Genomic DNA, 26,787 nt, shown 5'->3' with positions numbered 1-26,787 from the left:
TACCGATCACCGCTTGATCTACGCGATTCGTTCGCATGAAGGCGGCTACGGCCACCTTCATGCTTTTCGTGCATCGAGACCAGACGCTGGCTATACGTTGGCCTAAACCGACCGGGAAACCAACCGGCACCGCTTGCCTTCCGGTGCGGCCCGCTTGCAATACACGTCCACGATGGCAACCGTGTTTTGGACGGAGTCGGACAGCAGGAACCGTTTCGCCACACCGGGCCCGGTCGAGTTGTCGATAGCCACGGCGACGAACGGCTGCGAGGCAATACCCAGCTTCCGTAGGGCTTCCGACCCCTCGGCTGCCCGCTCCGCTTGTACGTACTGCCGGTGCGTGTTGCCGACAAAGGCCTTCAATCCATAACCCGTGGGCAAGTCGATGAAGTAGGTCTCGTATTGGCCTGCTGGCGCGGTGACTGTGAAATTTTGCAAATTGGTGGTGTGAGTCTCGTCTTGGGCAACGCTGACGCTGCCGACACAGGCAAGACCGAGCACGATGGTCGTCGCAATGATCAGGCGTTTCATAAAGGACTCCAAACGGACGCCTATGTCCGTTGAGCGATTGTCGAGTGGGCCGGAGAAACAAAACGAGACAAAAGGCGAAACAAAAAAGAAAAGAGGTCAGAGTGAAGGCATGACTTATGACCTAGATACCTCTCAGACCAGCGGAAAATTCGTCTCGAATCACTAACCGGAATCAATCGGCAACGTTACCAAGTAGAAGAAAAAAGGGGCTAATCGCGCTCGAGCATTACGACTTTCACATGAATCGTGTAACCCCTCTCTGCTAATTTAAACCTATCGTAGCCGTCGACCATCCAAAGATCGTAGTACCCGATTTGGAGAGGGAGTAGCGAGTTCAGGCGTTACTGGAAGAGACGCCGCAATCAACAAGGAAAGCAAGTACACCGGCAGCCACCCCCACCCCAACAGTGCTGCTTTGACATCGATAAGCGAACCCATCACCGCGCGAGCGGATGAGCGGCTTTGCGCGCCTGAATCCCCAAAACTCACGAGCACAAGCATGAAAACCATTCAAAAATCTGAAGTCGATCGCCAGCAGAAACACGGGTTTCGCTTCGCGTCCATGCTCACGTCGACCATTGCCATGGCTGCATTTGGTGCCATGACATTCAGCGCTGCTCATGCGCAGGACACCAACTCCAGAATCTTCGGCAAAGCTCCCACCGATGGCACCATCACAGCGCACAGCGATACCGGTATTACCCGTCACGGCACCGCTAACAGCAAAGGTCGCTATACCCTCTCCACGCTGCGGCCTGGAACCTATGTTGTGTCTCTGGAAAAGGACGGCAAAACGCTTGCCAGCCTGTCTGGCGTTCCGCTCTTCGTGGGCGCTGCATCCGAAGTGGACTTTGCTTGCAACAACGATCAGTGCACGGCATCGCTCGCTCGCTGATTGCGCAAATAGCGACACTAGAACAAAAAGGCCCGTCAATAGACGGGCCTTTTTGCTTTCAGAAGGAGGGCGAGTTGAGCTTTCTGACTTTCCAAGCCTGTCAACGTTGACACAACGTGCACTCCGACCCCTGTTTTTCCGACCCTTGTTTTGCCTTTACTGCGTAACGCATTGCATAGCCATATGCTCAGCGTTGTTGGCGGCATCGATGGCGTGCTGAGCTGCGTCTCGCTCGTCCTGTGAATTGAAGGCATGCGTGTTGAAACTTTCCATCTTGGCTTTGAAGTAAACGATATCCGCATCCATCGAAGACACTTCAGCTGACTGAGTGGCTTGCGCACATGCGTCGTGCATCGGCATGTCGGCAATTTTTTGCCTCTCCGCCATCAGTGCGGGAAGTCGACCCTCGATCTGAGAAGGGTCGCCATGTTCGGTAGTACGTTCATAGACGACCCAGGCAGCCCACTCCATGGCCAGATCACCGGTGTCTTTGCTGGTTGGAAGGCCGTGCACCACCGGTGAAGGTTTGTGTGGCGGGTCCTGCACCGGCTCGCTTTGAGGTGCCGTACTGGCTGGATCGACAGCAGCGGCCCGTGACGCTAGTTGTGCTCGCACTTCAGCACGATGGTGTTTGACGTGATATATCCAAAAACACACAACCATTAGGACACCTGCGGAAAGCCAAAATCTGGCGCTCATGTATTCCCCCCGGAAAATTTGATAAATGAAGTGAACCTGGCACCTTTCTTCTTACAGCAACAACAAATCCCCTGCACATCCAGCACCTCCCTTTTTGGCTGATGTGTCATCGTCGGTTTGCCGCCAAAAGTGCCCCCCCTTTTTGGTCGCTTTCTGCTGATCCCTTTTTAGACTCATGGTGCGTCAAAAATTTTCTTTCCGGCGGGGAGACTTGATATCGGGGTGTCAAAGATCTCCTTAAGAAAATCGCGCGCGCTTAACTTATGTGCTGAAACACCTCGCCGCAAGTTACGCTCCATTCGCTTAACGCCATCTGTCAAAATCTTCATTTTTTTCGACTCACTCATAATGGCAAGCCTCAATGGAGTGGGCAACGAGTTACCATGTTTTTCGATTAATTCATCAAATCGTAATTCACCGCCAGATTCCTTATAAGCACAATTAAACAAAAATAAGGCTACTGCTCCTGACTCAGAAGAATCTTTTTCTTCAAGCTCATAAATACATTCCTCGAGATTTTCCAAAAAATGTCCGTATCCGTACTGTCCCTTAATTATCGTCGCAAACAGGCACAGTAGCTGCATTACTGGAAATCCAGAAAGCGGAGAGTTGACTTCACGATTGCAAATCGCGACGTATAGGCGAGAGATATCGTCAAACACTTTTAGTAACGCGGTTTTTATGAATCTCTTAGGTGTCAAGTAGCCTGCCAGCATAAAATTGCCAAAATTTAAAGCCCTAGAGAGGCGTCCCCCATCATCAGTTAGTGAAATATCGGTTAGTGACGATATAAGACCAGGACAATCACGCAAGGTACCAGCGAGAAAGAAATAAGAATTAGCCCAATACGGATGAAATACCGTTTCATCTATCCTTACATCTGCTGATTTCGCTAATTGTCTGGCGTAAAAAAACTCGCAGAATGATCGATGCCGAAAAGTTATTGTATCTTCAGACTCTTTATAGAACAGAACACCGCTCCTAGCAGACAGCTTGCTTATAAGCACTTCCGCATCGGCACCAAGCCCTCGATCTCGAACATAGTCGTCGACAAATACGCGAAGCTCAGATCGTCCAACGACAGCTAGCTTGTTTGTCATCATGTAATCGCCAAGCCAGGTCAGCCCTTCAACGGCCACCTCATACTCGACCTGTGACCTAAGCCCTTTTGCTATCTCCCATCGTCCAAGCACAAGCTCCATGTATTTCTGGAACAACTCAGTGAGATTAGATGGCACGTCCTGATGGTTCTCCGCAATCAATCTTCCTAGCAAAATGAAAGCAATTGGCGTGCCTTCCAAAGCTTTAAATAGCCGACTCTTCTCAATGTCTTTGATGATGCGTCCACTGACATCGAGACCACCTCCAACCTTTGAGAGAAAATCAATCGCACGCTTTCCCCGCAGCGGTTTAACTCTAAAAATGTCCAACGATTGGACTTTCGCCCCAAGTAGACCAGCCTCGTTTATAGGTCTTGTTAATAGGACAACAGTCACATCATTGCTTCTTGCCACATCAGCAAGAATGCCACTTAGCACTTCTTCTTGACCGCGCTCAGGAATATCAATCTCGTCAAAACCGTCAATTATTATGACCACCCTAGTAGAGTCAGTTAATTTGTTTTTAGAACTAATGTCAACAATGAGATTATCTACCTTTAAGTCGTAACTTTTTTCAAACGAAGTGCAATGAATTAAATAAGGAAACACGCTTCCATTCTGAAATTTTTCTCCCTGTAAGATATTTCGCATTATTTCCCTTGCCAACTTTGACTTGCCTACGCCCATCGCACCTTCGATCAAAACAAATGGGGACTTAAAAATTATCGAACAAAGGCCATTTATCCCACCAATGGGCTTAGAGGAAATCACGTATCCCGATCGATCATATTCAAGCCGAACGATGTCTGGCTCAATATAGAAATCAACTCCACCGGGCACGACCATCCCGCTCCCGCCTTCCATTGAAATCTGTTGCAACGCCTCATCGGCGTAACGCTGAATATGGGGCGGAATTGTTACAAATTGATCCGGAACGTATCGATCCAGAAGTTGCGCAAGATGTTGGCCGTAGATGAACTCAATTCTCGTCTTAGCGAATTTATCGAAAATCTTTTCTTTTGCGTTGTTTGTCAGGTCTCCTGTCGAGACGACCCAAACTTCACGTATTTGAATCCGATCTTTCCCATCTGAGGACTTTCTTTCTATGAGACACTCTTCTATCTGTCGTGTCACATCGGCATGGTCTATTTTTATTTGGCCAACCTTGGCAACCACTCCAATGTAAATTGTCTTTTGCAGCGTCGAATCAAACTTATGCAGAATGAAATCTGCACCGAGCTCATTTGCTCCATGGTTATAGTCCACCTTCGTAACACCATCCATCTTTTTGAACAAAGTGGACAGAATCGGATGCAGCTCTTTTACTTCGTCCTTGATTTGCTTGAGATGTTCAAGCGTCTGCCTAGTACTTGGAACCATGACCATGCCCTTCTCCCTGCTTTAAAGCTGGCTATTCGACAATATCCCCGGATTAAGCAAAGCTTACGCCAAGGTATCTTGGTGTTCGGCAAGTCATTAGCCTCCTTGACAAAAAGGCCCGCCAGTAGGCGGGCCTTTGCTTTATAGGTAACTATGCAGCTGCCATTCTTTTACATATTTCGACGATACTCGCCACCTACGTCATAAAGAGCATGGCTAACCTGCCCCAACGAGTCAAAAAGGGGGTAGCCCAGAGCCCTTTTCGGAAGTAAAAAGCCCGCAACCCACGGGCGCCCCGGCGATTGCCACCACGACGAATAGCCTTTTCATTGCCCCCTTGCTCCTTTTCCCTATAGAACTGGATTTCCGAGAGAGATGCTAGCAAGGTTGCGACACAGAATTTATAAAGGTAGCGCGACGAATCGCTATTACGCAATAAGTAAACCGAGGCAGTTCGATCAGGCGAGCAACTTGCTGACCAACTGGATATGCCGTGTCTTCCCCAGCAAGCTATGAATAAGCAGAACCTCGCCTGCGGTCCATGAGATCGGCTCGATTTTCTCGAACCGCATGGTGGCCTTACCGTAGGCCACGGTCATATGTGGCGCGTAGGAGCCATGTGTCCATTGGCCCAATGAATAAGCTCGCAGATGCGTTGCCAGTTGCTTATGCAGCGCATGGAGCTGTTCATTGCCATCGCTTGCGGCGAGCACGAGCGGGCTTTTGGCTTGGCGGTTGCCGAAGCTGCCGATTTGATCGAAGCGGACGGTGAGTGGCTGGGCTGTCAGGTGTGAGAGCGATGAGGTGGCGTTGTCGACCAGTGCAGGCGGCAGGCTGGTGTAGTCGCCGAGGTGGAACAAGGTGACGTGGAGGCGGTTGGGTTCTACGGCGCCGGCGGTGAGGTTGTGACTCGCAAGGTAGTTGTTGGCGATGTTTGCCAGTTGGGTGGCGTCTTGCGGGTTTGGGAAGACGGCGAGGAACAGGCGGTCGGTGGGGATTGGGGGTTCGAAGCCTGGAAGGGATCCCTGGGACATGGGGTGGTTCCTTGGATGGAGGTGTTGCTTCTTAGCTTGGTGTTTTGGTTTTGGGCAAGCTCTGGCTTACCCCGCCCGGCCCGGCCCTTCCCTACCTGTGCAGGGGAGGGAGTGGTGTGTGGCGAGAGTTGGGAAGTTCGCGCTGCACAGCCCCTCACCCCAACCCTCTCCCCGGAGGGGAGAGGGGGTTTGAACTACAGCGAGTTGGGAGTTTAGGCGGCGATGCGTTCGATGCGTTTTATGGCTTTGCCGAGTGCGCGATGGGCTTCTTCGAGGTCGTAATCGGCTTGCAGGCCGAGCCAGAAGCGTTCGCTGGTACCTAAAGCTACGGCAAGGCGTACGGCTGTGTCGGCGGTAATGCTGCGCTTGCCGAGGACGATTTCGTTGATGCGGCGTGGTGGTACGCCGGCGGCGCGGGCCAAGGCGTTTTGGCTGATGCCGAGGGGGTTGAGGAATTCTTCCAACAGTACTTCGCCAGGATGAATGTTGGGCAAGGTTTTCATGGTCGACTCCGTAGGTCAGTGGTAATCGACGATTTCCACGTCATGGGCGTCATCGGCCTTCCAAATAAAGCAGATCCGCCATTGATCATTGATCCGAATGCTGTGCTGGCCTTTACGGTTGCCCTTGAGGGCTTCCAGGCGATTTGCCGGTGGTATACGCAAATCGTCCAAGGTCGCAGCGTTGTTGAGCATACGCAGTTTGCGGCGGGCGACTGCCTGGATACTTGCTGGAAGACGCCGGGAAGGCGTGCCTGCCCAGATCCTTTCCGCTTCCTTGTCGGCAAAGTTGTGGATCATGTGGATACCATAACGTTAAGCGTTATATGACGCAAGGCGTCATAGGTCCATTTGGGTGGTGATGAGGTTTTGGGCAAGCTTGGGTTTACCCCACCCCGGCCCTCCTCTGTCTGTGCAGGGGAGGAGTGGTTTGTGGCGAGAATTGCAGATAACGCTTCGCACAGCCCCTCACCCCCAGCCCTCTCCCCGGAGGGGAGAGGGGGTTAGGTTTGAGGCAGATGTGGTGTCTCTGCGTTACATGTTGCGGCGGTATTCGCCGCCTACGTCGTAGAGGGCGTGGCTGATCTGGCCGAGGGAGTTGTATTTCACAGCTTCCATCAACTGCTCGAAGACGTTCTTGCGTTCGCGTGCGGTGTTTTGCAGGGTCTTCAGGCTTTCCGGCGCAAGCGTGTTGCGGGCTTTGCCGAACGCCTGCACGTTTTCAATCTGCTGGCCTTTTTCTTCTTCCGTCGAACGAATTAGTTCGATTTCGGTGGCGATTTCGCCGCCGTGGTCTTTGGGCAGGAAGGTGTTGACGCCGATCAGTGGCAGGCTGCCGTCGTGTTTCTTCTGCTCGTAGTACATCGATTCTTCTTGAATCTTGCCGCGCTGGTACATGGTGTCCATGGCGCCGAGCACGCCGCCGCGTTCGCTGATGGCTTCGAATTCCTTGTAGACGGCTTCTTCGACGATGTCGGTGAGCGCGTCGACGACGTGGCTGCCTTGCCAGGGGTTTTCGTTGAAGTTGAGGCCGAGTTCTTTGTTGATGATCATCTGGATGGCTACGGCGCGGCGCACGCTTTCTTCGGTGGGCGTGGTGATGGCTTCGTCGTAGGCGTTGGTGTGCAGGCTGTTGCAGTTGTCGAACAGGGCGTACAGCGCTTGCAGCGTGGTGCGGATGTCGTTGAACTGGATTTCTTGCGCGTGCAGGGAGCGGCCGGAGGTTTGGATGTGGTACTTCATCATCTGGCTGCGGGCGCTGGCGCCGTAGCGTTCGCGCATGGCGCGTGCCCAGATGCGGCGGGCAACGCGACCGATGACGGTGTATTCCGGATCCATGCCGTTGGAGAAGAAGAAGCTGAGGTTCGGCGCGAAATCATCGATGTTCATGCCGCGCGCGAGGTAGTACTCAACGATGGTGAAGCCGTTGCTGAGCGTGAAGGCGAGCTGGCTGATCGGGTTGGCGCCGGCTTCGGCAATGTGATAGCCGGAGATGGAGACCGAATAGAAGTTGCGCACCTTGTGGTCGACGAAGTACTGCTGGATGTCGCCCATCATGCGCAGTGCGAATTCGGTGCTGAAGATGCAGGTGTTCTGCGCCTGGTCTTCTTTGAGAATGTCGGCCTGCACGGTGCCACGCACGGTTTGCAGGGTTTCTTCCTTGATGCGTGCGTAGGTTTCGGCGTCGACGAGTTGATCGCCGGTGACGCCGAGCAAGTTGAGACCCAAACCTTCGTTGCCCTTGGGCAGTTCGCCCGCATACGTTGGGCGCTTTTTGCTGGCGAAGAGTTCGTCCATGCGCTTTTGTGCGGCGAACCAGCGCGTGGCATCGGCCTTGAGGTATTTCTCCACGTTCTGATCGATCGCGGTGTTCATGAACATCGCGAGGATGATCGGCGCGGGGCCGTTGATGGTCATGGAGACGGAACTGGTCGGCGCACTCAGGTCGAAGCCGGAGTACAGCTTCTTCATGTCGTCGAGTGTGGCGATATTGACGCCGGAGTTGCCGATCTTGCCGTAGATGTCCGGGCGTGGCGCGGGATCTTCGCCGTACAGGGTGACGGAGTCGAACGCGGTGGAAAGACGCGTTGCCGCACCGCCTTGGCTCAAGTAATGGAAGCGGCGATTGGTGCGCTCGGGCGTGCCTTCGCCTGCGAACATGCGGGTGGGATCTTCGCCGGTGCGGCGATACGGATACACGCCGCCGGTGTACGGATAGTGGCCGGGCAGGTTTTCGCGCATGAGGAAGCGCAGCTGGTCGCCCCAGTCTTTGGTCTTGGGCGGCGCGACTTTCGGGATCTTCTGGTGGCTGAGGGATTCGCGGTAGTTCTCTACGCGGATCACCTTGTCGCGCACCTTGTATTCGTTCACTTCTTCGGTGACGGACTTGTAGAGCTTGGGCCACTCGCGCAGCAGATGCAGGGATTCGTGGCTGAGTTCGCGCAGGGCAGCGTTGTAGCGTTGGCGTAGGACGAGCAGTGTGCGGTCGGCTTCGGAGTCGTGCAGTGCTTCGTGGTCGTAACGCTCCAGTTCGCGCGGCAGCTTGTCGTCGCCGAGTTCCTTCAGCGATTCATAATAGTGCTGCGACTTGCTGGCGAATTCGGCTTCGCGTTCAATCTCGGTATTGATGCCCCTGCCCTGCTCGGCGATTTCCGCGAGGTAACGCACGCGTGCACCTGGAATTAGCACGGTGGCGCGCGGTTCTTTCAGGGTGACATCCAGGTTGGGCTTGAAATCGCAGTGTGCGGTTTCGATGGCGTGCTCGCCGCCCTTGGCCGCGAGCTTGGTACGCAGCAGGCGGCAGAGGTTGGTGAACATCCAGGTGACGCCTGGATCGTTGAACTGGCTGGCGATGGTGGGATACACCGGCACGTCTTCGTCTTTCAGGGTGAAGGCGTTGCGGTTGCGCTTCCACTGCTTGCGCACGTCGCGCAGTGCGTCTTCGGCGCCGCGCTTGTCGAACTTGTTGAGTACCACCAGTTCGGCGAAATCGATCATGTCGATTTTTTCGAGCTGGCTGGCGGCGCCGTAGTCGCTGGTCATCACGTAGACGGGGAAATCGACCAGGTCGACGATTTCCGAATCGCTCTGGCCGATGCCGGCGGTTTCCACGATCACCAAGTCGTACGGCTGGCTCTTGAGGAAGTTGATGCAGTCGTGCAGCACTTCGTTGGTGGCGGCGTTCTGGCGGCGCGTGGCCATGGAGCGCATGTACACGCGATGGCTGCGCAATGCATTCATGCGGATGCGATCGCCGAGCAAGGCGCCACCGCTGCGGCGACGCGTGGGGTCCACGGCGAGCACGGCGATGCGCATGCCGGGGAAGGCATGCAGGAAGCGCAGCAGTAGTTCGTCCACCACGGACGATTTGCCCGCGCCGCCGGTGCCGGTCATGCCGAGCACCGGTGTGTGCTTGCCGGCCAGCGACCATTCCTTGCGCAGGCGCGTGAGTTCGGCCTCGCTCAATTTGGTCTCTTCGATGGCGGAGAGCATGTGGCCGATGCTGATCTCGTCATCAATGTTGATCTTGGTGGGCACCACGGCATCGTTCTGCTCGCGCTGGGCGGCAGCGTTGCCGGCGCGGTGCATCACGTCCTCGATCATCTCCACCAGGCCGAGCTTCATGCCGTCGTTGGGGTGGTAGATGCGTTCCACGCCGTAGGCCTGCAGTTCGCGGATTTCCTCAGGGGTGATGGTGCCGCCGCCGCCGCCGAACACGCGGATGTGCGCTGCGCCCCTCTCCTTGAGCATGTCCACCATGTACTTGAAGTACTCCACGTGGCCACCTTGATAGGAGGACAGTGCGATGGCATCGGCGTCTTCTTGCAGTGCAGCACGAACTACATCTTCCACCGAGCGGTTGTGGCCCAGGTGAATCACTTCGGCGCCCTGCGATTGAATGATGCGGCGCATGATATTGATGGCGGCATCGTGGCCGTCGAACAGGCTGGCGGCGGTGACGAAACGCAGCGGGCTGGTTTCTGCCTGCGCGGCGGTGGCAGGAACGTGCTTGGCGGGGGAACTCATGGGGACTCCGAGAACGTATGTTCCAAGTGCAACTATTCTAGTGGGGTTGCCTGTTAAACGGGTGGTTGCGTGCGTGGACCCGTGTCAGAAGACAGCGCGGATGTGATCCGGCGTTATTCAAGATCGCTCAAGATTTGCTAAAAGGTGTTCGGAAAACGGCGTTACTGGATGCAGCTTTCAGGAGAAATTCGTTATGCAATCGACCGTAGTTCAATCGACCGCCCCGCGGCGCTTTCCGCGGCTGGCGATGTGGCACCAGATTCTCATCGCGATGATCCTTGGCCTTGCGGTGGGGCATTTCGTCGGTGAGCCCGCCAAGATGCTGGCACCTTTGGGCGACATTTTCATGTCGCTGATTCGCATGTGCGTGATACCGGTGGTGTTCGTGTCGCTGGTGTGCGGCATCACTTCGCTTTCCGATATGGCGGCGATGCGGCGCATTGCGTGGAAGTCGATCGCGATCTATGCGGTGACGATGGCGATTGTGACCGTCATTGCCATGGGCGCGGCGATGCTGTTCAAAGTTGGCGCGGGTTTCGGCCTCACCGCGGGCGTCAGCAGCGCAGCGGCGGAGCCGCCGCCGAGCATCAAGGATGCGTTGATCAGCGCGATTCCTTCTAATCCGTTCAAGGCGTTTGCAGAAGGCGCGCTATTGCCGACGATCGTGTTCGCGATCTTCTTTGCGCTAGCGATCAATTTGGCCGGCGAGGCGGCAGCGCAGGTGCGCGGCTTTTTCAACAGCCTTTCCAGCGTGGTGTTCAAGCTGATCCACATGGTGCTGAAGTTCGCGCCGATCGGTGTGTTCGGGCTGATGGCTTATGTCACCGCGGATCACGGTTTCTCCGTGTTGGGCCATCTTGGTTCGCTGGTATTGGTGAATTATGCGGTGATGCTGTTCTTCATGATCGTGATCTGCGGGGGGATGCTGATGTTGTGGCGGATCAATCCGCTGCCGTTCCTGCGCAAGATGATCCCGGTGCAGCTGTTTGCGTATTCCTCCGCCAGCAGCGCGGCGACGCTGCCGTTGAACCTGGAGAACACGCAAGAGCGCATGGGTGTGGATCCGCGCGTGGCGAGTTTCGTGTTGCCGTTGGGCTCTACCGTGAATATGGCGGGGCTGGCGTGCTATCTCGGTACGGTGACGATCTTCGCCAGCAATGCGTATGGCATCGAGCTTTCGTTTACGCAGCTGTTGACGGTTATGCTGACTACCACGCTGGCGTCCATCGGTGCCGCGGGCATTCCCGGCGCGGCGCTGGTGGTGATGGGGCTGGTGCTGTCGTCGGTGGGTTTGCCGCTGGATGTGATTGCGGTGATTGCGGCGGTGGATCGGTTGTTGGATATGTGTTGTACGTCGGCGAATGTGACGGGGGATTCGGTGACGGCGGTGGTGGTGGCGAAGTCGGAAGGTGGGTTGGATTTGGAGAGGTACAACGCTGCTTGAGCGTTGCAGGGACCAAGCCCCTCTCCCGAAGGGAGAGGGGAGATGATCACGCCAACCCAAACGGCAAATTCGGCGACGCCACTACCCGATCACCCACGCTTTCACCACGCAAAAACGCCAGCGTCGCATCGATCACTTCCTGCGCATCGAGAATGCGGTGATGCCCTAAGCCTTGCGTGGTAAGCAGCCGCGCACCACGCCAGTAGCGTGCATAACGCTCGCCCTCTTCCCACGGTACTTCGCGGTCGTCCAGATCGTGCACGATCAAACCAGGCTGACCGAGCGAAGGCACGTGATGATGTACGTGCAGATCGCGCGCGTGCACACCGGTGCGGCGTTCGTACCAGGAAAGAAACGGCTCACGCAGATGCTCGCCAAGACGCACGAAGCGAATGAAACGATTAGCGGCGGCTTCGATGTCTGCGGCAGGCGCGATCAATACCAGACGCTGTGCGTGCCAATCTTCGCCTTGTGCCAAGGCTGTCGCGGCGCCACCCATCGAATGACCAATGGCCAGTGCGGCGTTGCCGAAATGTTTGCCGACCGCGCGAGTGGTGGTGATGAAATCCAGCAAGGTGCACAAGCTGCCAGTGCTTGCGCCATGACCCGGTTGGTCGAAGCTGACGACGGCAAAGCCCAGCGCGCGCAGCTTCGCCACCCACGGCAGAAAACGCAGGCCGAAGCTGGACCAGCCGTGCACGAGCAACGCATAAGGCTGCGTGGATGGATCGCCCCATACATACGTGGCAATGGATTCGCCGTTGATGACGAGTTCACCGCGCTGCATGGTTTCATCCGGCTGCGCGGCGCGTGCGCGGCTGCGGCTGCTGGCGAACGGCGTGGCGAACAAGCGTGCCGCGCGATCTACCGTGTGTTGCGGCGCCAACCGGCCGCCGACCGCGAAACCGATGCGTACGGCGCTGAGTTTCAACGTCTGGCGCGACGAGTGATGGCGTGAGTGTGCAGTCTGGCGCTTCATGATGGGGCTCCTGGGGGTTCAGGGCTGGTAACTGGCAAACAGACGGTCGAGTGCTTTCCAAGTGCGACGGCTGGCTTGGTCGAAACCGAACAAGCCCGCGTCGTGATGCAGGCCGAGCATCAAGGCATAGATTTCGAAAGCGAGTTGTTCGGGATCCGTGTCGGCGCGCAGTTCGCCGACTTGCATCGTCAAACTCACGGCGCGCGCTAATTCACCGCGCCAGGCTGATTGCTGTTGCAATACGCGCTCGCGCAAGGCGCCGTCGGCGCGGCCGTCGTATTCCACGGCTGCGCTGAGCAATACGCATCCGCTCTGATGGATGTGCCCCCACTCGACCCAGCGCTCGATCATCGCGCGCAAACGTCGCAAGCCGCGCGGCTGTTTCAGCGCCGGTAGCTTTATGAACTCGATGAAGCGCGTGGAGACCGCGTCCAGCAGGGCGAGTTGCAGATCCTCGCGCGAGCCGAAGTGGGCGAACACGCCGCTCTTGGACATGCCCACGCCTAGAGCCAGGGCGCCGATGGATAGACCTTCGAGGCCGTCGTGCCGGGCGAGTTGGTAGGCGTGTTCAAGGATCAGCTCGCGAGTGGCGGCGCCTTTGCTGGGGTTGGTGGCTACGTTCATGAGACGAAAATAGCACGATCGTTCGTTTTATTTCTAGAGTCGTGAGCGCTAAGAATTTGTTATGCGCGCAACGCGAGCTGTGGAGTGATGCCAGCCCCAGCCTCACCGTCATTCCGGCGAAGGCCGGAATCCAGTTCAAATACACTGTGCGAAGCACGCGTATCGAAAGGACTTTGTGTGCTTCGCACGGTTTACTAAGACTGGATTCCGGCCTTCGCCGGAATGACGATTCGCCTTGATCACACTCCTGGATTCACACCGGCCATTGCGGGATATCTCACCCTTCTCCGTCGCAAATAATTCTGCTGCTTCCTGAACCGCCGAAAGCAATCACGTCAACAACACGAAATACGATTGCGTTTGCCGAACTGCCAGCCGCCGATTGCGGCTGCTTTCTACAAAAGAGAGGACATCATGATCAGCATGACCCGCAAATTGGCCCTTGTTGCAGGCATTGGCCTTGCGTTGGCCAGCGTCAGCTATACGCCGCCCGCTTCTGCGCAAGTAAGCGTGGGCGTCGGCATCAATGTGGCGCCGCCGCCGCCGCGCTTCGAACGCGCGCCGCCGCCGCGTCGCGGTTTCGTATGGGTACCGGGTTATTGGCGCTGGGATCCGGGCTACCGTCGCCATGTGTGGATACCGGGTGCATGGGCGCGGGCGCGTCCGGGCTATCGCTGGTATCCAGGCGCATGGCAGCACCGCGGCCCGAACTGGTATTGGCGTGACGGCTACTGGGGCCGTTGATCGCAGCGTGCCGCAATAACCTGCGCTTCATCCCGCGATGAAGCGCAGGATCACATCGCTAGCTCGTTAGGTAAACTTGCGCGCAGCACTGACCGGATCGACAGCCTTTTCGATCCAAACATCTCTGGGGATATTTTCATGTCATTGCGTTTTGCATCCTTGCTTGCCCTTGCAGGCGTAACGGCCATAACCGCCGGTTGCGTCGTGGAACAACCTGCGCCACCGCCACGTCGTGTGGTGTATGTCCAGCAGCCTCCGCCGCCTCCGCCGCAGGTGGTCGAAGTCGTTGCTCCGCAACCGCCGCCGGTTGAGGTGATCGAAGAAGTGCCCCCGCCGCGTCCGGGTTATATGTGGGCACGCGGTTACTGGCATTGGGATGGCGGTCGCTACGTAGCGGTGCGCGGTCACTGGGAACCGATGCGTCAGGGCTATCACTACGTGCATCCGCATTGGGAACACCATCCGGATGGCTACCATTTTCGCGTAGGTGTGTGGGTTCAAGGGTAAACACACCACTTCCATATAAATATCTGGAACGCCCCGCCTTCGCGCGGGGCGTTTTTTATTTCACGGTTTGTTGCGATGCGAAAGCGCTGCCTTCGCGGCTCGTACTAGAATTATTGGGATAACTCGCCCACCCCAGCTCCTTGCTGGGGTTTTGAGTTTCAGGCGTCAGGTCCTTGGCGGGGCCAACGCTTCCCCTACTCAGTGCTGTCCCCAAGCACCGTCCGACGTGGAGTCCAAGTTCCAATGATTTTCGAAACCATCGCTAAAACAGGCCACGAAGAAGTTGTCTTCTGCCACAGCAAAGACGCCGGCCTGAAAGCCATCATTGCGATCCATAACACGGTGCTGGGCCCGGCACTGGGCGGCCTGCGCATGTGGCCGTACAAGACCGAGCAAGACGCAGTGAACGACGTGCTGCGCCTGTCGCGCGGCATGACCTACAAGAACGCCGTGGCCGGCCTGAACCTGGGCGGCGGCAAGGCGGTGATCATCGGTGATCCGTCCAAGGACAAATCTGAAGCGCTGTTCCGCGCCTTCGGTCGTTTCGTCAACTCGCTCAACGGCCGCTACATCACGGCTGAGGACGTGGGTATCGACGTGAACGATATGGAATACGTTTTCCGCGAAACCGAATACGTGACAGGCGTACACCAGGTGCATGGTGGCTCGGGCGATCCCTCGCCGTTCACCGCCTTCGGCACGCTGCAGGGCTTGATGGCCGCACTCAATTACAAGCACGGCAACGAAGACGTGGGCAAGTACAGCTACGCCGTGCAGGGCGCGGGCCACGTAGGCAGCGAATTCATCAAGCTGCTACGCGAACAGGGCGCCAAGGTGTTCGTCACTGACATCAATAAGGATTCCGTGCAGCGCTGCGTCGACGAACTAGGCTGCGAAGCCGTGGGCCTGGATGAAATCTATGACGTCGACGCCGATGTCTACGCGCCCTGCGCACTGGGCGGCACGCTGAACGAGCAAACCATCGACCGCATCAAGGCCAAGATCATCTGCGGCGCAGCCAACAATCAGCTGGCCACCGACGCCATCGGCGACGAATTGCAGCGCCGCGGCGTGCTGTACGCGCCGGACTATGCCGTCAACGCCGGCGGCGTGATGAATGTGTCGCTGGAAATCGACGGTTACAACCGCGAACGCGCCATGCGCATGATGCGCACCATCTACTACAACCTGGGCCGCATCTTCGAAATCAGCAAGACGCAGAACGTGCCCACCTATAGGGCGGCCGACCGCTTGGCGGAAGAGCGTATCGAGTCCATCGGCAAGATCAAGCTGCCGCACATGGGCAACGGCGCGCCGCGCTTTGCTGGTCGTATGCGCGGGCAGTAAGCGATCGTTAGCCTTCACTAGAAAGCCGCCGGGTTACTGGCGGCTTTTTTGTTTCAGAGGCATCAGTCTTTGTGGGCCGTCATTCCCGCGAAAGCGGGAATGACGGCGAGGAATAGATGGACATCTCAGCAAGTAAGCAGCCCCACGCTGCGGGCGCTACTTGATATACGTCTTCAGCGCCGAAATCAGCTCTTCCGCATCGTGCTGCTTCGCTTCCAACGTGTGGCTGGTCTCGTCCAGCAGGTGTTCTCGTATGACCCCTTCGATTACCTGGGTCAGCAGCCCATTGATGGCGCCGCGCGCCGCAACGATCTGATGCAGGATCTTCGAACAGTCGTCCTCTTCGCTGAGGGCGCGCTCCAGGGCTTCGATCTGGCCGCGGAGTCGTCGGGTTCGGTTGAGCAGCTTGGTTTTTTCTCGAACGGTATGTGGCATGACGGGAGTTTTCACGACCACGGCCGTCCACGCAAGCTGACGTCCCACGGGCAGACTGCTGCTTACGTATTTTTGCGTAAATTTTTCGGTCACCTGGTTGACACACATATACCCCCATGGGTATCTTGCGCGGGCCTTCGGGAAGCTTTTCCTACGGCACTTCTCAAATAACCCAACCAAGAGAAATGGACAGTAACCCTCCTAGTCGATGCGCCAGCTTCGGATGCACCTATCCGGCGTTGGCGTGCCAGTTGAACAACGTAAGCCCTATCGGCGACCGCGCTCGGTCAGCCGGCGCTTTCCACGACTAGGAAAGTCCGGCTCACCTCTCGCGCCGCCGCTGGCGCTTAACGAGGTGAGTCATGAACAAGCTGTATCTGCGTGCAGTCCGCCGTCGCGCGGCTGGCGCCATCCATCTTCATAAAACCTGGGGCGGCGCCTGGCACCGCGTGCGTTCTGCCGCGGCCGTTGCCCCGCTACATCACGCTGCTCCCCTGCATGCGCAGTGGCGCCGAAACGCTGCAACCGGCGTTTTGGAATGCCACTGGGTAGCTGATGCACCCATCCAACCACGCCCACGCCTGAGCGGAGCGCACCTTACCTCCAAGTTCTGCATGCAATGGCGCCTGCGTGGCGCCGGCATGCGCCCTCCTTCACACCAGTGTGCTAACGGGTAATCCCATGCGACCTCCTCCAGCCAGCGACAACCCACCTCCCTTGCCCTGTCGCCTGGACGCGCACGCGATGCGCCCCGCTCACGTCATCACGACCTGAGCCGGCTCGCGTCCGTGTCGTCCATGCGGCGATTCACGAGGACCGAGCCATGCAACTCTCTCTTCTGCACGCACGCCGGCCGCTGCACACGCCGGATCGGCTGCTCAACGTTTATTTTGCTTGCCGCACAGTCAGACCGTCTTCGCCCGGCCTGTGCATAACGCTGCTACGCGCAACGGCGCGCTGGTATCGCGGCCTTGGGCGATCTCCTCGCTCATAACGCCTGAATCCGCACCTCGGCCGCGCATGCGTGCCGAGGCTTTCCTGTGTGTGCCGGCAGCGCAGCTGTCGGCCTAAGAAAGCGAAGACACTCTCATGAAGAACATTCATTTCGTAGGCGAATGGTTCGACTGCTGCGCGCCCAAGACGCTGCTCACCGACGCGCAAGCCATCCAGACACATTGCATGGCGCACGTAGCCCGTCGCCATCTGCCGATCCTTTACGAGCATTTCACCTCCACGGCCTTGGACGGCGTGATCGGGGCGATCACCGGCAACGGCATCCACCTGGTGGTGCGTACTTTTCCGCGTCGCGACGCGGTCATTGCGGACCTGTTCGTGGCGGACGGTGAATCGGCAGACATCACCGCCGCCATGCAAGTGTTCAACGGCTTGCGCGACGAATTCCGTCCGTTGCGCGCACTGCTGCATCGCGTGCAGCGCGATGGCCAGTCGCTGCCGGTGCAAGGACGCACGCCGCGCAACCCGACAGAAGTCTTTCTGACAAAACCGGTACGGAGGGTCGTTTAAGAGCCCGTTCAATGTCTCAGCGTGGTTCACATAGCCCCTCCGCCTACCACCCCACAACAAGGCTTCACCATGAATACTGTCACCCAATTAAAAGAAGCCGACGATACCGCCGTGCTCGATAGCGCCCATGTGGGCGATATCCGCGGCGCACTCGGCACCATTGTCCACAACGACCATGCACGACGCGATAGCTGGGGTGCGCGCTTGCGCACCTTGCTTGCCATTCTTGGCCCAGGCCTGATCGTGATGGTGGGCGACAACGACGCCGGCGCTTTCAGCACCTACACTCAGGCCGGCCAGAATTACGGCACGGTGCTGCTGTGGACGCTGTCGCTGCTGATTCCGGTTTTGTACGTGAACCAGGAAATGGTGCTGCGGCTCGGCGCCGTGACCGGCGTGGGTCACGCGCGCTTGATTCTTGAACGCTTCGGCAAGTTCTGGGGTGCGTTCAGCGTGATCGATCTTTTCATTCTCAACGCACTCACCATCGTCACCGAGTTCATCGGTATCAGCCTGGGCCTGGATCATCTGGGCCTTTCGCGTAATTGGGGGGTGATGATCGCAGCGGCGCTGATCATCATGACCGCGTCCACCGGCAACTTTCGGCGTTTCGAACGGTTTGCGCTGCTGCTGGTAGTAGGCAGCCTGCTACTGGTGCCGGTGCTGCTGATGGTGCATCCGCCGATCGGGCAAATCGCGCACCACATGCTGGTGCCGAGCATGCCAAAGGGTGCGCCACTGAGCGACGTGATGCTGCTGATCATTGCCATCGTCGGTACCACGGTGGCGCCGTGGCAGTTGTTCTTCCAGCAGAGCTATGTGATCGACAAGCGCATCACGCCGCGCTTCATGAGTTACGAGAAGGCGGATCTGTGGATCGGCATCGTGCTGGTGATCGTCGGTGCAGTAGCGATGATTGCGTTTACGGCCGCCACGTTTGCAGGTCGGCCCGAAATGGGGCAGTTCGCAGATGCCGGCGCGGTGGCGGAAGGTATTGCCAAATACGTGGGCGCCACGCCTTCGGTGCTGTTTTCGATCGCCTTGATTGATGCCAGCATCATCGGCGCTGCCGCGGTGTCGCTGTCCACGGCTTATGCCATAGGCGATGTGTTGGCGGTCAACCATTCGCTGCATCGCAAGCCCACGGAGGCGAAGCTCTTCTATGCCGTTTATGCCTTGCTGGTTGCCGTATCCGCAGCATTAGTGCTGATTCCCAACGCCCCGCTGGGCGTCATCACCAATGCTGTGCAGACTCTGGCTGGCATCTTGCTGCCGGGTGCGTCAGTGTTTCTGCTGTTGTTGTGCAACGACAAGGCCGTGTTGGGACCGTGGGTGAACAAACCCATCACCAACCTTTTCACCACTGCGGTGGTGGCTGTACTGGTGTTGCTGTCGATCATTCTGACGGCATCGGTGCTCTATCCATCGATCACCAGTGCGCAAATCATCGGCGTGCTCATCGGTGGTGGCGTATTGGCGTTGGCCATTGCCATCACGTTTTGGGTTCTGCACTTGCGCCGCCCCACCGCCACGGTGCCGGAAAGCGTTGCCGTCGACAAAGCCCATTGGCGTATGCCGCCACTGAGCAAGCTGCCCCCAGCGCAGATGAGCATGCGCCGGCGCATCTGGCTTGGCGTGCTACGCGCTTATCTGGCGGCCGCGCTGATCCTTGCCATCGTGAAGGTGGTGCAGCTTGTGCTTGCCAGATCGTGAAGGTCACACCGGCATGACACGCTCATGGCCCAACGCGTGGTTTCGACGCAGCCAACCTCCATCGTGCTGAGGCAAGCCGGCTGCTAGCGCCGGCACACACGCACTTCTCCTGCACTGCTTCGATCAGCAAGCGCTCTGCACTTGCTGCGGGCAGCGCTGCGCCAAAAAACCTTCAAATCGAGTTCTTCGCAATGCGCACTCAAGCTCAAATCGCTCGAAAACACTCTTCCGCGCTGCTGTTCATCCTGGGAACGATGGCTTGTACGGCCCCTGCCACGGCCCAGGACACCAGCCTTGCATCCAACGACCCCGTCCGCGGCTCGCCGCCGTCCCCCGCCAAAACCAAGAATTCCAGCGACACCACCGAGGACCGCTGGAACTTCCACGCACAAACCACCTACGTGTATCAGCACAAGGATGGTTTCAGCGCGCCCTATACCGGTCCGCAAAGTCTGTCGACGTCGCCCGAATACAGTTACACCTCGACCTTCACGGCGTATGTGGGTGCACGCTTCTGGAAAGGTGGCGAGATCTATGTCGATCCGGAAGTGGTGGTCGGAAAACCGCTGTCGCATCTTTTCGGCCTAGCCAGCATCAACAACGGCGAAATCCAGAAGAACGGCGGCACGCATCCGCGCGGTTACCTGGCGCGCTGGTTTCTGCGGCAGACGTTCAATCTGGGCGGCGATTCCATCCACGTCGAAGATGGCCCCAATCAGCTCGCCAGCAACTACGACGCGCGCCGCTTCGTAGTGACGCTCGGCAAGATCACCTTGACCGATATCTTCGAAAAGAACACTTACGCCAATGATCCTCGCACGCAATTCCTGAATTGGTCGCTGATCACGCATGGCGCGTGGGACTATGCCGCCGATGCGCGCGCCTACACCATCGGCGGCGCGGGCGAGTTCTACTGGGACAACTGGGTGGTGCGCGTGGGCCGCTTCATGGAGCCTAAAGCCGCCAACGGCACGACACTCAATCACCGGATCTGGACGTATCACGGCGACAACTTGGAAGTGGAACACGATCACAAGGTCGGCGATCTGCCCGGCCTGGTGCGTGTGCTGGTGTTTCGCAATCATAGTTGGGCCGGCAACTATCTGGATGCGATCGCAGCCGCCGAAGGCACGGGCAATCCTCCCGACGTGACCAGCGTGCGCAAGCCTTCATCCAAGGTGGGCTACGGGATCAGCTTCGAGCAACGGCTGAGCAGCGACATCGGTGTGTTCCTGCGAGCCAGCTTGGCCAACGACCGCATCGAAGAATATGCATTTACCGAAATCGACAACGATCTGTCGGGCGGCATTTCTGTCAACGGCACGCGCTGGAATCGGCCGGATGATGTATTTGGCGTTGCCTTCTCCACCGCTGGCCTGAATCGCCAGCACCGCGAGTATCTGGCCGCCGGTGGTCTGGGCGGATTTCTGGGTGACGGTCAGCTCACCCGCTACGCCAGGGAAGATGTGCTGGAGACCTACTACAACTACCACCTCTTCAAAGGTGTTCAGCTCAGCCCCGATTTCCAGGTGATCCTCAACCCCGGCTACAACGCGGATCGCCGGGGGCCCGTTTTTATTTACGGTATGCGCGTACACCTGGAGATCTGAAAAGGAAGCAAAAACTAAACCCACCGGTACTGGAGGGCGCCGGAGTTATCCGGCGCCTGGCCCACAGACACAGCTACACAACAGTCTGTTAGACTTTTTCCCCGCAAGAAAATGTGTGTAACGCCTTGCCTACACTGGCAAAGCGCAAAGGGGAACCCGCTCTGCGGGTTAGGAAAAATCAAAGTTTCCCGGCCTTCGGCTGGAGCGCGCTCAGCGCCTGCCGATAAGGCTCGGGGAGATATGCAGGGCCGCAGAGCAGGCTGGGTGTGTATGAACGCAATGATGGAAACCGGAATCAGCGACGAGGACATCCTGCTCAGGCTCAAGGATGTGCTGCGTGAAACGTTCGAGATCGATCCGGCCCGGGTCACCCCCGACACCCATCTGTTCACCGACCTGGAGCTGGACAGCATCGATGCCGTGGACCTGGCCATTCAAGTGCAGGACATGACCGGCATGCGCATCAAGCCCGAGGACTTCAAGAATGTGCGGACGGTCGGCGACGTGGTCGCCACCGTGCGCGCGCTGCTCGCGCGCTGAGCGCCGGCGGATGTCCATGTCGCACGCGCCAGCCTCGGCCGCGGGAACCTTCCTCCCCTGTGCGTTGATTCCCATCTATAACCACAAGGACACCATCGCGGCCACGGTGCAGGCGCTGCGTGCGCATGGTTTGCCGGTGGTGATCGTGGATGACGGCAGCAACGATGCTACGCGCACCGTGCTCGATGGATTGGTTTCGTGCGATGTGCAGCTGATCCATCTACCGCGCAACGGCGGCAAAGGTCGCGCGCTCACCGCCGGCATGATTGCCGCGCGCGATAGTGGTTTTACCCATGCCTTGCAGATCGATGCGGATGGTCAGCACGACGTCACAGACGTGCCGCGCTTTCTTGCCGAAGGCCGCGCGCATCCCGACACGCTGATCTGCGGTCAACCGATCTACGATGCCAGCGTGCCGCGCGCACGCCTGTACGGGCGCTATGTCACCCACGTATGCGTGTGGTTGGAAACCTTGTCATTCATGCTGCGTGATTCGATGTGCGGGTACCGTCTCTATCCGCTGGAAGCGACGTGTGCCGAAATCGATCGCGCGCCTTTGCCCGCGCGCATGGACTTCGACACCGAAGTGGCGGTGCGCCTGATCTGGCACGGTGTGTCGGTGCGCAACCTGCCCACGCGAGTGATTTATCCGGAAAACGGCCTGTCCCATTTTCATATGCTGCACGACAACCTGCGTATTTCCGCGATGCATACCCGGCTGCTGCTAGGCATGCTGCCGCGTGCGCCGATGCTGTTGTGGCGTAAGCGGAGGAGAAGGGCGGCATGGGCGGCGTGACTGCATGTTTAACGCAAGACACTGCCTTTGCCCCTCCCCCTGCTTGCAGGGGGAGGTTGGGAGGGGGTGAACACTTGCGGGGAAGTTCACGGCAAGTACTCACCCCACCCCAACCCTCCCCTGCAAGCAGGGGAGGGAGCTCGTTCTCAGCGCGCAGATTTCTCTTGCAGCTCTTCGCATTGCTACTCGTCTGCCTCAACGCCCACGCACAAAGCACGGACCTGCTCCACACCATTCTCACCCAACTCAGCCAACACACCGCCGTCCGCGCCGCCTTCACCCAGCAACGCCAGAACCCCGCACTCACCCAACCGCAAACCAGCAGCGGTCAACTGCTGTTCGTCACCGGCCACGGCATGCTCTGGCAAGTACAGCAGCCCTATCAACAAACGCGCGCGCTTACCGGCACGCGCACCATGCTCATCGATGCCGATGGCCGCACGCAGCCAATGCGCAGCGAGCGCGGTGTCAGCCAGATTTCGCAGATGCTGCAAGGCATGTTGAGCGGTCAGCTTGATGAGGTGATGCGCCAGTTCGACGTGCATGCGGACGGCAGCGCAGCGCAATGGAACCTGCGCTTCACGCCGAAACAGGCGCGCGTGGCACAGGTATTGAAGGATATCCAGCTCGACGGCGGCACTTATCTGCAGCGCATTCGCATCGACATGCAGGACGGCACGCAGACCGATATCCAGATGACCGACACCCGCGACGCCGGCCCGTTGAGCGCGCTGGAAAAGCACGCGCTCGGCCTGCCATGACGGAGCGGAACCTGTGGCTGCGCGCAGGATGGTTCGCGGTGGCGACGCTACTGCTTGCCCTGCTCGGTGCATGGCTGTTGTTCGGGCGCGGACGCTCGCCGATCCAGACCGACCTGCTGGCGATGCTGCCAGCCACCGAGCGCAATCCGCTGGCCGAAGTCGCCGCGCAACGATTGGCGCATGCGAATGGTGATCGCGTCATCCTGCTGGTCGCCAATGCGGATGACGAGCATGCAAAAGCGGCGGCGCGTGAATTTGGGCAAGCCCTTGCAAAGGATGACGTATTCGCTTCGATCACCGCCGAGCTGCCGCCGTTCGATCTGCAACAGCTCGTTACGCCCTATCTGCCACATCGCTTTGCACTGCTGATCGATGCAGATCGCCAAGCACTCGCGCAACCCGGTTACGATCCGCAGCAGACGCTGGCCCAACGCATCAACGAACCGTTCGTCACCGGCGTCGGCACACGTCTACAGGATGATCCGTTCGGCTGGCTGCAGCACTGGCTGGAACAACAGCCATGGAGCCGTTCGCCGCTGCTGCCGGAAGACAATCTGCTCACCGCACATCGCGACGATGGCAGCTACGTGCTGGTCACGGCTACGCTCAGGGGCTCCTCCTATGACGACGCCATTCAGCGCCACGCATTGAGTGCGCTGGATCAGGCCGAACGCGCGATCGAACATGATCATCCCGGCACGCACGTTTTGCGCACAGGGGCTCTGTTCTACGCCGCGTCTGCGCGCAGCGATGCCGAGCGCGACGTGCATCGCGTCGGCTTGATGTCCACGCTTGGCATCGCGGTGTTGCTGTTGCTGGTTTTTCGTTCGCTGCGACCTCTGCTGCTGGCGTTTCTTTCCACCGCGGTCGGCATCGTCGCGGCTACCACCGTAAGCGTGCTGGTGTTCGGTCAGATCTATCTGTTGACGCTGGTGTTCGGAGCCGCTCTGCTCGGCGAGGCGGTGGATTATTCGATCCAATACCTCACTGCGCGAGCCAATGCCGGCGAAACATGGGAACCGCGCCGCGGCCTGCGCCAAGTTCGCCCTGCCCTGCTGCTGGCGCTGGGCACGTCGCTGCTTGGTTACGCGCTGCTCGGGCTGGTGCCGTTCTCGGCGTTGCGCCAGATGGCGTGCTTCGCGATGGTCGGCATGGCGGTAGCGTGCCTCAGCGTGTTCTTCCTGCTGCCGGCGTTACTGCAGCGTCCGGCAAAATCGTTGTCTGCGGGTTCCGTTCGGATCGCGCTGGCGCTGCAAAATGTCATGGCGTCTCATACGTCCGGACGCCGCGGCGTATTGCTTGGTGCATTGACCTTTCTGCTCGCGATACCTGGCTGGTCGCAATTGCGCCACGATGACGACGTGCATCTGTTGATTTCGCCGCCCGCCAATTTGGTCGCGCAGGAAAAACAAATCCGCGAGATCACCGGTCTCGGCAACGGCACGCAGTTCTATCTGGTGCAAGGCGCAGACGAAGAACAGGTCTTGCAGCGCGAAGAAGCGTTGGAACAGCGTCTGCAAGCCATGGTGGACCAAGGGCAACTGCAAGGTTGGATGGGGCTGGCCGGCATGGTGCCGTCGCTGCAGCGTCAGCATGCCAATCAGGCGTTGCTCGCGCCGCTATTCGCGCAACCCGATCGCATGCGCCAATGGTTGCGCAATGCCGGCTTTCGCGATGCCGATATCGATCGCCTCGTGCAAGCGTGGCCGAGCACGCCGCTGAGCTTGCAAGCATGGCTGAAAACACCAGTCGCCACGCCGTTCCGTTATCTGTGGATGGGTGACGATGCGCAACACGGCGCTGCGTCATTGGTACTACCGCAAGGCGATGCGTCGAGTGCGCTTTTGAAGCAAGTGGCAAACAATCTGCCCGGCGTCACGCTGGTGGACAAGGCGGCCGGTGTATCCGAACTGTTCGGCCGCTATCGCCGCTATGCCAGTATCTGGCTGCTTGCGGCCGCGCTGCTGATCGTGCCGGTATTCGGCTGGCGTTACGGGTGGCGCAGCGTACCGCGCGTGCTCGCGCCGCCGGTGTTGGGTATCGGTTTTACGTTGGCGGTGCTGGGTTATCTGCATCATCCGCTCACGCTGTTTCATTGGATGGCCTTGATGCTAGTGCTTGGCGTCGGCGCAAATTACGCGGTGTTTCTGCGCGAAGGCGAGCCGCATGTCACGCATCGCCCTGGCGCGATGTATGCCAGCGTGCTGCTCTCGGCCATCACCGCCTTGCTGTCGTTTGGCCTGTTGGCGTGGAGTTCGATGCCGGCGCTGAAAGATTTCGGCCTTACGTTGTTGCTGGGTATCGGCTTCACTGCTCTGCTGGTACCGGCCAGCACCACTATGAACTCTTCTTTTGCACGGAGCACACGCCGATGAAGCGCGTCGTCATCACCGGCATGGGCGGCATCACGCCGCTTGGACACGACTGGTCCGCGATCGAACCGCGCCTTCGCCAGGGCCGCAATGCAGTACGCCGCATGCCGGAGTGGGATTTCTTTGAATCCTTGAACAGCCGACTGGGTTGTCCGGTCGACGATTTCCAAATTCCTGACTGGCCACGCAAACACCTGCGCTCGATGGGCCGCGTGGCGCAACTTGCCGTGGCTGCCAGCGAACGCGCATTGCGCGATGCCGGTCTGCTGAACGATACCAGCATCGGCGACGGACGCATGGGCGTGGCCTACGGCTCTTCTGGCGGCAGCGTGGAACCGGTGCGCGTGATGGGCCGCATGCTGGAAACCGGCTCCATGCAGGGCGTGACCGCCACCAGCTATGTGCAGATGATGGCGCACACCACGGCAGTGAACATCGGCATGTTCTTCGGCTTGAAGGGCCGCATCTTGCCTACGTCCAGTGCGTGCACCTCCGGCAGCCAGGCGATCGGTTACGGCTACGAAACCATCCAGCATGGCAAGCAGAAACTGATGCTATGCGGTGGCGCCGAGGAACTTTCCGGCCCCGGCGTGGCGGTATTCGATACGCTATTTGCCACCAGCACGCGCAATGACGATGCTGCACTTACGCCGCGCCCGTTCGACCGCGCGCGCGATGGCCTGGTGGTGGGTGAAGGCGCAGCCACGTTGGTGCTGGAGGAATACGAACACGCCCGCGCACGCGGCGCACGCATCTATGCGGAAATCGTGGGCTTTGGCTGCAACTCTGACGGCAATCACATCACCCAACCCACCAGCGAAACCATGGCCACGGCGATGCAGCTTGCCTTGCAGGATGCGCAACTTTCGCCGAATGCGATCGGCTATGTGAGTGCGCACGGCACCGCCACCGATCGCGGCGACGTGGCCGAAAGCCATGCCACTGCACTAGTGCTTGGCAAGCACGTGCCAGTCAGCTCGATGAAGAGTTATGTAGGCCACACGCTAGGTGCATGCGGCGCGCTGGAATCGTGGTGGGCGGTGCAGATGATGCGCGACAGCTGGTTCGCGCCGACGATCAATCTGAGCGAACCCGATGCGGCGTGCGCGGAGTTGGATTACATCGTGGGTGCGGGACGTGCGATGGGGGCGGAGTATGTGATGAACAACAACTTCGCGTTTGGTGGGATCAATACGTCGTTGATCTTTAAGGCGTGCGATTGATGC

General features: G+C 58.5%; 23 protein-coding genes. 13 read left to right on the top strand and 10 right to left on the bottom strand.

The annotated features are described in order from the left end of the window. Window positions 1-102: 102 nt before the first annotated feature. Window positions 103-531 carry a hypothetical protein gene (locus tag ISP18_RS07235; protein ID WP_380008730.1) on the bottom strand — a complete coding sequence of 143 codons (429 nt, stop codon included), beginning with the start codon at window positions 529-531 and terminating at the stop codon, window positions 103-105. 499 nt (window positions 532-1,030) lie between these two features. Between ISP18_RS07235 and ISP18_RS07230 the strand changes: the two genes are divergently transcribed. Continuing rightward, on the top strand, window positions 1,031-1,426 hold the full coding sequence (locus ISP18_RS07230; protein ID WP_380008727.1) for a carboxypeptidase-like regulatory domain-containing protein: 396 nt from the start codon (window positions 1,031-1,033) through the stop codon (window positions 1,424-1,426). A gap of 156 nt (window positions 1,427-1,582) precedes the next feature. On the opposite strand, the gene ISP18_RS07225 is transcribed toward ISP18_RS07230, so the two are convergent. The 6 genes from ISP18_RS07225 to ISP18_RS07200 form a co-directional block, all read right to left on the bottom strand. After that, complete coding sequence (locus ISP18_RS07225) at window positions 1,583-2,125, bottom strand: hypothetical protein (RefSeq protein ID WP_380008724.1); 543 nt, start codon at window positions 2,123-2,125, stop codon at window positions 1,583-1,585. A gap of 173 nt (window positions 2,126-2,298) precedes the next feature. Continuing rightward, window positions 2,299-4,611, bottom strand: coding sequence for an NACHT domain-containing protein (locus ISP18_RS07220; protein ID WP_380008721.1), 2,313 nt, complete (start codon window positions 4,609-4,611; stop codon window positions 2,299-2,301). Window positions 4,612-5,063: 452 nt separating this feature from the next. Beyond that, window positions 5,064-5,639 carry an RNA 2',3'-cyclic phosphodiesterase gene (gene thpR, locus ISP18_RS07215; RefSeq protein WP_380008719.1) on the bottom strand — a complete coding sequence of 192 codons (576 nt, stop codon included), beginning with the start codon at window positions 5,637-5,639 and terminating at the stop codon, window positions 5,064-5,066. 212 nt (window positions 5,640-5,851) lie between these two features. Continuing rightward, window positions 5,852-6,142, bottom strand: coding sequence for a HigA family addiction module antitoxin (locus ISP18_RS07210; RefSeq protein WP_380008717.1), 291 nt, complete (start codon window positions 6,140-6,142; stop codon window positions 5,852-5,854). Between the two features lie 15 nt (window positions 6,143-6,157). After that, window positions 6,158-6,439, bottom strand: coding sequence for a type II toxin-antitoxin system RelE/ParE family toxin (locus ISP18_RS07205; protein ID WP_380008714.1), 282 nt, complete (start codon window positions 6,437-6,439; stop codon window positions 6,158-6,160). A 234-nt stretch (window positions 6,440-6,673) separates the two neighbouring features. Continuing rightward, on the bottom strand, window positions 6,674-10,165 hold the full coding sequence (locus ISP18_RS07200) for a methylmalonyl-CoA mutase family protein (RefSeq protein WP_380008711.1): 3,492 nt from the start codon (window positions 10,163-10,165) through the stop codon (window positions 6,674-6,676). A 193-nt stretch (window positions 10,166-10,358) separates the two neighbouring features. Here ISP18_RS07200 and ISP18_RS07195 point away from each other — a divergent pair, with 193 nt between their 5' ends. Beyond that, on the top strand, window positions 10,359-11,609 hold the full coding sequence (locus tag ISP18_RS07195; RefSeq protein WP_380008708.1) for a dicarboxylate/amino acid:cation symporter: 1,251 nt from the start codon (window positions 10,359-10,361) through the stop codon (window positions 11,607-11,609). 46 nt (window positions 11,610-11,655) lie between these two features. Here the strand turns inward: ISP18_RS07195 and ISP18_RS07190 are convergent, their stop codons facing one another. Together ISP18_RS07190 and ISP18_RS07185 are read right to left on the bottom strand one after the other, a co-directional pair. After that, a complete protein-coding gene (locus tag ISP18_RS07190) occupies window positions 11,656-12,588 on the bottom strand; it encodes an alpha/beta hydrolase (protein ID WP_380008704.1) in 933 nt (310 codons plus the stop codon). 18 nt (window positions 12,589-12,606) lie between these two features. Further along, a complete protein-coding gene (locus ISP18_RS07185) occupies window positions 12,607-13,212 on the bottom strand; it encodes a TetR/AcrR family transcriptional regulator (RefSeq protein ID WP_380008701.1) in 606 nt (201 codons plus the stop codon). Between the two features lie 414 nt (window positions 13,213-13,626). Between ISP18_RS07185 and ISP18_RS07180 the strand changes: the two genes are divergently transcribed. The 3 genes from ISP18_RS07180 to ISP18_RS07170 all read left to right on the top strand — a co-directional run bounded on the left by ISP18_RS07180 (window position 13,627) and on the right by ISP18_RS07170 (window position 15,810). Then, window positions 13,627-13,956, top strand: a complete 330-nt coding sequence (locus ISP18_RS07180) for a hypothetical protein (RefSeq protein ID WP_380008698.1) — start codon at window positions 13,627-13,629, stop codon at window positions 13,954-13,956. 138 nt (window positions 13,957-14,094) lie between these two features. Continuing rightward, window positions 14,095-14,463 carry a YXWGXW repeat-containing protein gene (locus tag ISP18_RS07175; RefSeq protein ID WP_380008695.1) on the top strand — a complete coding sequence of 123 codons (369 nt, stop codon included), beginning with the start codon at window positions 14,095-14,097 and terminating at the stop codon, window positions 14,461-14,463. A gap of 243 nt (window positions 14,464-14,706) precedes the next feature. After that, entirely contained in the window at window positions 14,707-15,810 is a 1,104-nt protein-coding gene (locus ISP18_RS07170; protein ID WP_380008692.1) for a Glu/Leu/Phe/Val dehydrogenase dimerization domain-containing protein, read from the top strand. A gap of 156 nt (window positions 15,811-15,966) precedes the next feature. Here ISP18_RS07170 and ISP18_RS07165 read toward each other — a convergent pair whose 3' ends face one another. Then, window positions 15,967-16,293 (bottom strand): metal/formaldehyde-sensitive transcriptional repressor, encoded by a 327-nt coding sequence (locus ISP18_RS07165; protein ID WP_380008689.1) that lies wholly within the window; start codon window positions 16,291-16,293, stop codon window positions 15,967-15,969. 1,041 nt (window positions 16,294-17,334) lie between these two features. Between ISP18_RS07165 and ISP18_RS07160 the strand changes: the two genes are divergently transcribed. From ISP18_RS07160 to ISP18_RS07125, 8 genes are all read left to right on the top strand, one after another. Then, on the top strand, window positions 17,335-17,769 hold the full coding sequence (locus tag ISP18_RS07160; protein WP_380008686.1) for an S-adenosylmethionine decarboxylase: 435 nt from the start codon (window positions 17,335-17,337) through the stop codon (window positions 17,767-17,769). A 69-nt stretch (window positions 17,770-17,838) separates the two neighbouring features. Further along, window positions 17,839-19,482 (top strand): NRAMP family divalent metal transporter, encoded by a 1,644-nt coding sequence (locus ISP18_RS07155; RefSeq protein WP_380008683.1) that lies wholly within the window; start codon window positions 17,839-17,841, stop codon window positions 19,480-19,482. A gap of 254 nt (window positions 19,483-19,736) precedes the next feature. Beyond that, window positions 19,737-21,092, top strand: coding sequence for a carbohydrate porin (locus ISP18_RS07150; protein WP_380008680.1), 1,356 nt, complete (start codon window positions 19,737-19,739; stop codon window positions 21,090-21,092). A gap of 270 nt (window positions 21,093-21,362) precedes the next feature. Next, entirely contained in the window at window positions 21,363-21,632 is a 270-nt protein-coding gene (locus ISP18_RS07145) for an acyl carrier protein (RefSeq protein ID WP_380008677.1), read from the top strand. A 16-nt stretch (window positions 21,633-21,648) separates the two neighbouring features. Further along, window positions 21,649-22,428, top strand: coding sequence for a glycosyltransferase family 2 protein (locus ISP18_RS07140; protein ID WP_380008674.1), 780 nt, complete (start codon window positions 21,649-21,651; stop codon window positions 22,426-22,428). Window positions 22,429-22,592: 164 nt separating this feature from the next. Continuing rightward, window positions 22,593-23,189 carry a LolA family protein gene (locus tag ISP18_RS07135; protein ID WP_380008671.1) on the top strand — a complete coding sequence of 199 codons (597 nt, stop codon included), beginning with the start codon at window positions 22,593-22,595 and terminating at the stop codon, window positions 23,187-23,189. Then, window positions 23,186-25,564, top strand: coding sequence for an MMPL family transporter (locus ISP18_RS07130; RefSeq protein ID WP_380008668.1), 2,379 nt, complete (start codon window positions 23,186-23,188; stop codon window positions 25,562-25,564). The genes ISP18_RS07135 and ISP18_RS07130 overlap by 4 nt, the downstream gene beginning before the upstream one ends. Beyond that, window positions 25,561-26,784 carry a beta-ketoacyl-ACP synthase gene (locus ISP18_RS07125; protein WP_380008665.1) on the top strand — a complete coding sequence of 408 codons (1,224 nt, stop codon included), beginning with the start codon at window positions 25,561-25,563 and terminating at the stop codon, window positions 26,782-26,784. Before ISP18_RS07130 ends, ISP18_RS07125 begins: the two co-directional genes overlap by 4 nt. Window positions 26,785-26,787 lie beyond the last annotated feature (3 nt).

Origin of the sequence: Dyella humi (assembly GCF_044904605.1) — a bacterium.
Classification (GTDB): domain Bacteria; phylum Pseudomonadota; class Gammaproteobacteria; order Xanthomonadales; family Rhodanobacteraceae; genus Dyella_B; species Dyella_B humi.
The sequence above is the reverse complement of the archived record's forward strand: the minus strand, read 5'-3'. Positions and strand labels throughout refer to the sequence as shown.

Bases quoted from the DNA above. Each gene is read 5' to 3' on its own strand.
- ISP18_RS07235 (WP_380008730.1), bottom strand. From the start codon at position 531: ATGAAACGCCTGATCATTGCGACGACCATCGTGCTCGGTCTTGCCTGT.
- ISP18_RS07230 (WP_380008727.1), top strand. From the start codon at position 1,031: ATGAAAACCATTCAAAAATCTGAAGTCGATCGCCAGCAGAAACACGGG.
- ISP18_RS07225 (WP_380008724.1), bottom strand. From the start codon at position 2,125: ATGAGCGCCAGATTTTGGCTTTCCGCAGGTGTCCTAATGGTTGTGTGT.
- ISP18_RS07220 (WP_380008721.1), bottom strand. From the start codon at position 4,611: ATGGTCATGGTTCCAAGTACTAGGCAGACGCTTGAACATCTCAAGCAA.
- thpR (WP_380008719.1), bottom strand. From the start codon at position 5,639: ATGTCCCAGGGATCCCTTCCAGGCTTCGAACCCCCAATCCCCACCGAC.
- ISP18_RS07210 (WP_380008717.1), bottom strand. From the start codon at position 6,142: ATGAAAACCTTGCCCAACATTCATCCTGGCGAAGTACTGTTGGAAGAA.
- ISP18_RS07205 (WP_380008714.1), bottom strand. From the start codon at position 6,439: ATGATCCACAACTTTGCCGACAAGGAAGCGGAAAGGATCTGGGCAGGC.
- ISP18_RS07200 (WP_380008711.1), bottom strand. From the start codon at position 10,165: ATGAGTTCCCCCGCCAAGCACGTTCCTGCCACCGCCGCGCAGGCAGAA.
- ISP18_RS07195 (WP_380008708.1), top strand. From the start codon at position 10,359: ATGCAATCGACCGTAGTTCAATCGACCGCCCCGCGGCGCTTTCCGCGG.
- ISP18_RS07190 (WP_380008704.1), bottom strand. From the start codon at position 12,588: ATGAAGCGCCAGACTGCACACTCACGCCATCACTCGTCGCGCCAGACG.
- ISP18_RS07185 (WP_380008701.1), bottom strand. From the start codon at position 13,212: ATGAACGTAGCCACCAACCCCAGCAAAGGCGCCGCCACTCGCGAGCTG.
- ISP18_RS07180 (WP_380008698.1), top strand. From the start codon at position 13,627: ATGATCAGCATGACCCGCAAATTGGCCCTTGTTGCAGGCATTGGCCTT.
- ISP18_RS07175 (WP_380008695.1), top strand. From the start codon at position 14,095: ATGTCATTGCGTTTTGCATCCTTGCTTGCCCTTGCAGGCGTAACGGCC.
- ISP18_RS07170 (WP_380008692.1), top strand. From the start codon at position 14,707: ATGATTTTCGAAACCATCGCTAAAACAGGCCACGAAGAAGTTGTCTTC.
- ISP18_RS07160 (WP_380008686.1), top strand. From the start codon at position 17,335: ATGAAGAACATTCATTTCGTAGGCGAATGGTTCGACTGCTGCGCGCCC.
- ISP18_RS07155 (WP_380008683.1), top strand. From the start codon at position 17,839: ATGAATACTGTCACCCAATTAAAAGAAGCCGACGATACCGCCGTGCTC.
- ISP18_RS07150 (WP_380008680.1), top strand. From the start codon at position 19,737: ATGGCTTGTACGGCCCCTGCCACGGCCCAGGACACCAGCCTTGCATCC.
- ISP18_RS07145 (WP_380008677.1), top strand. From the start codon at position 21,363: ATGAACGCAATGATGGAAACCGGAATCAGCGACGAGGACATCCTGCTC.
- ISP18_RS07140 (WP_380008674.1), top strand. From the start codon at position 21,649: ATGTCGCACGCGCCAGCCTCGGCCGCGGGAACCTTCCTCCCCTGTGCG.
- ISP18_RS07130 (WP_380008668.1), top strand. From the start codon at position 23,186: ATGACGGAGCGGAACCTGTGGCTGCGCGCAGGATGGTTCGCGGTGGCG.
- ISP18_RS07125 (WP_380008665.1), top strand. From the start codon at position 25,561: ATGAAGCGCGTCGTCATCACCGGCATGGGCGGCATCACGCCGCTTGGA.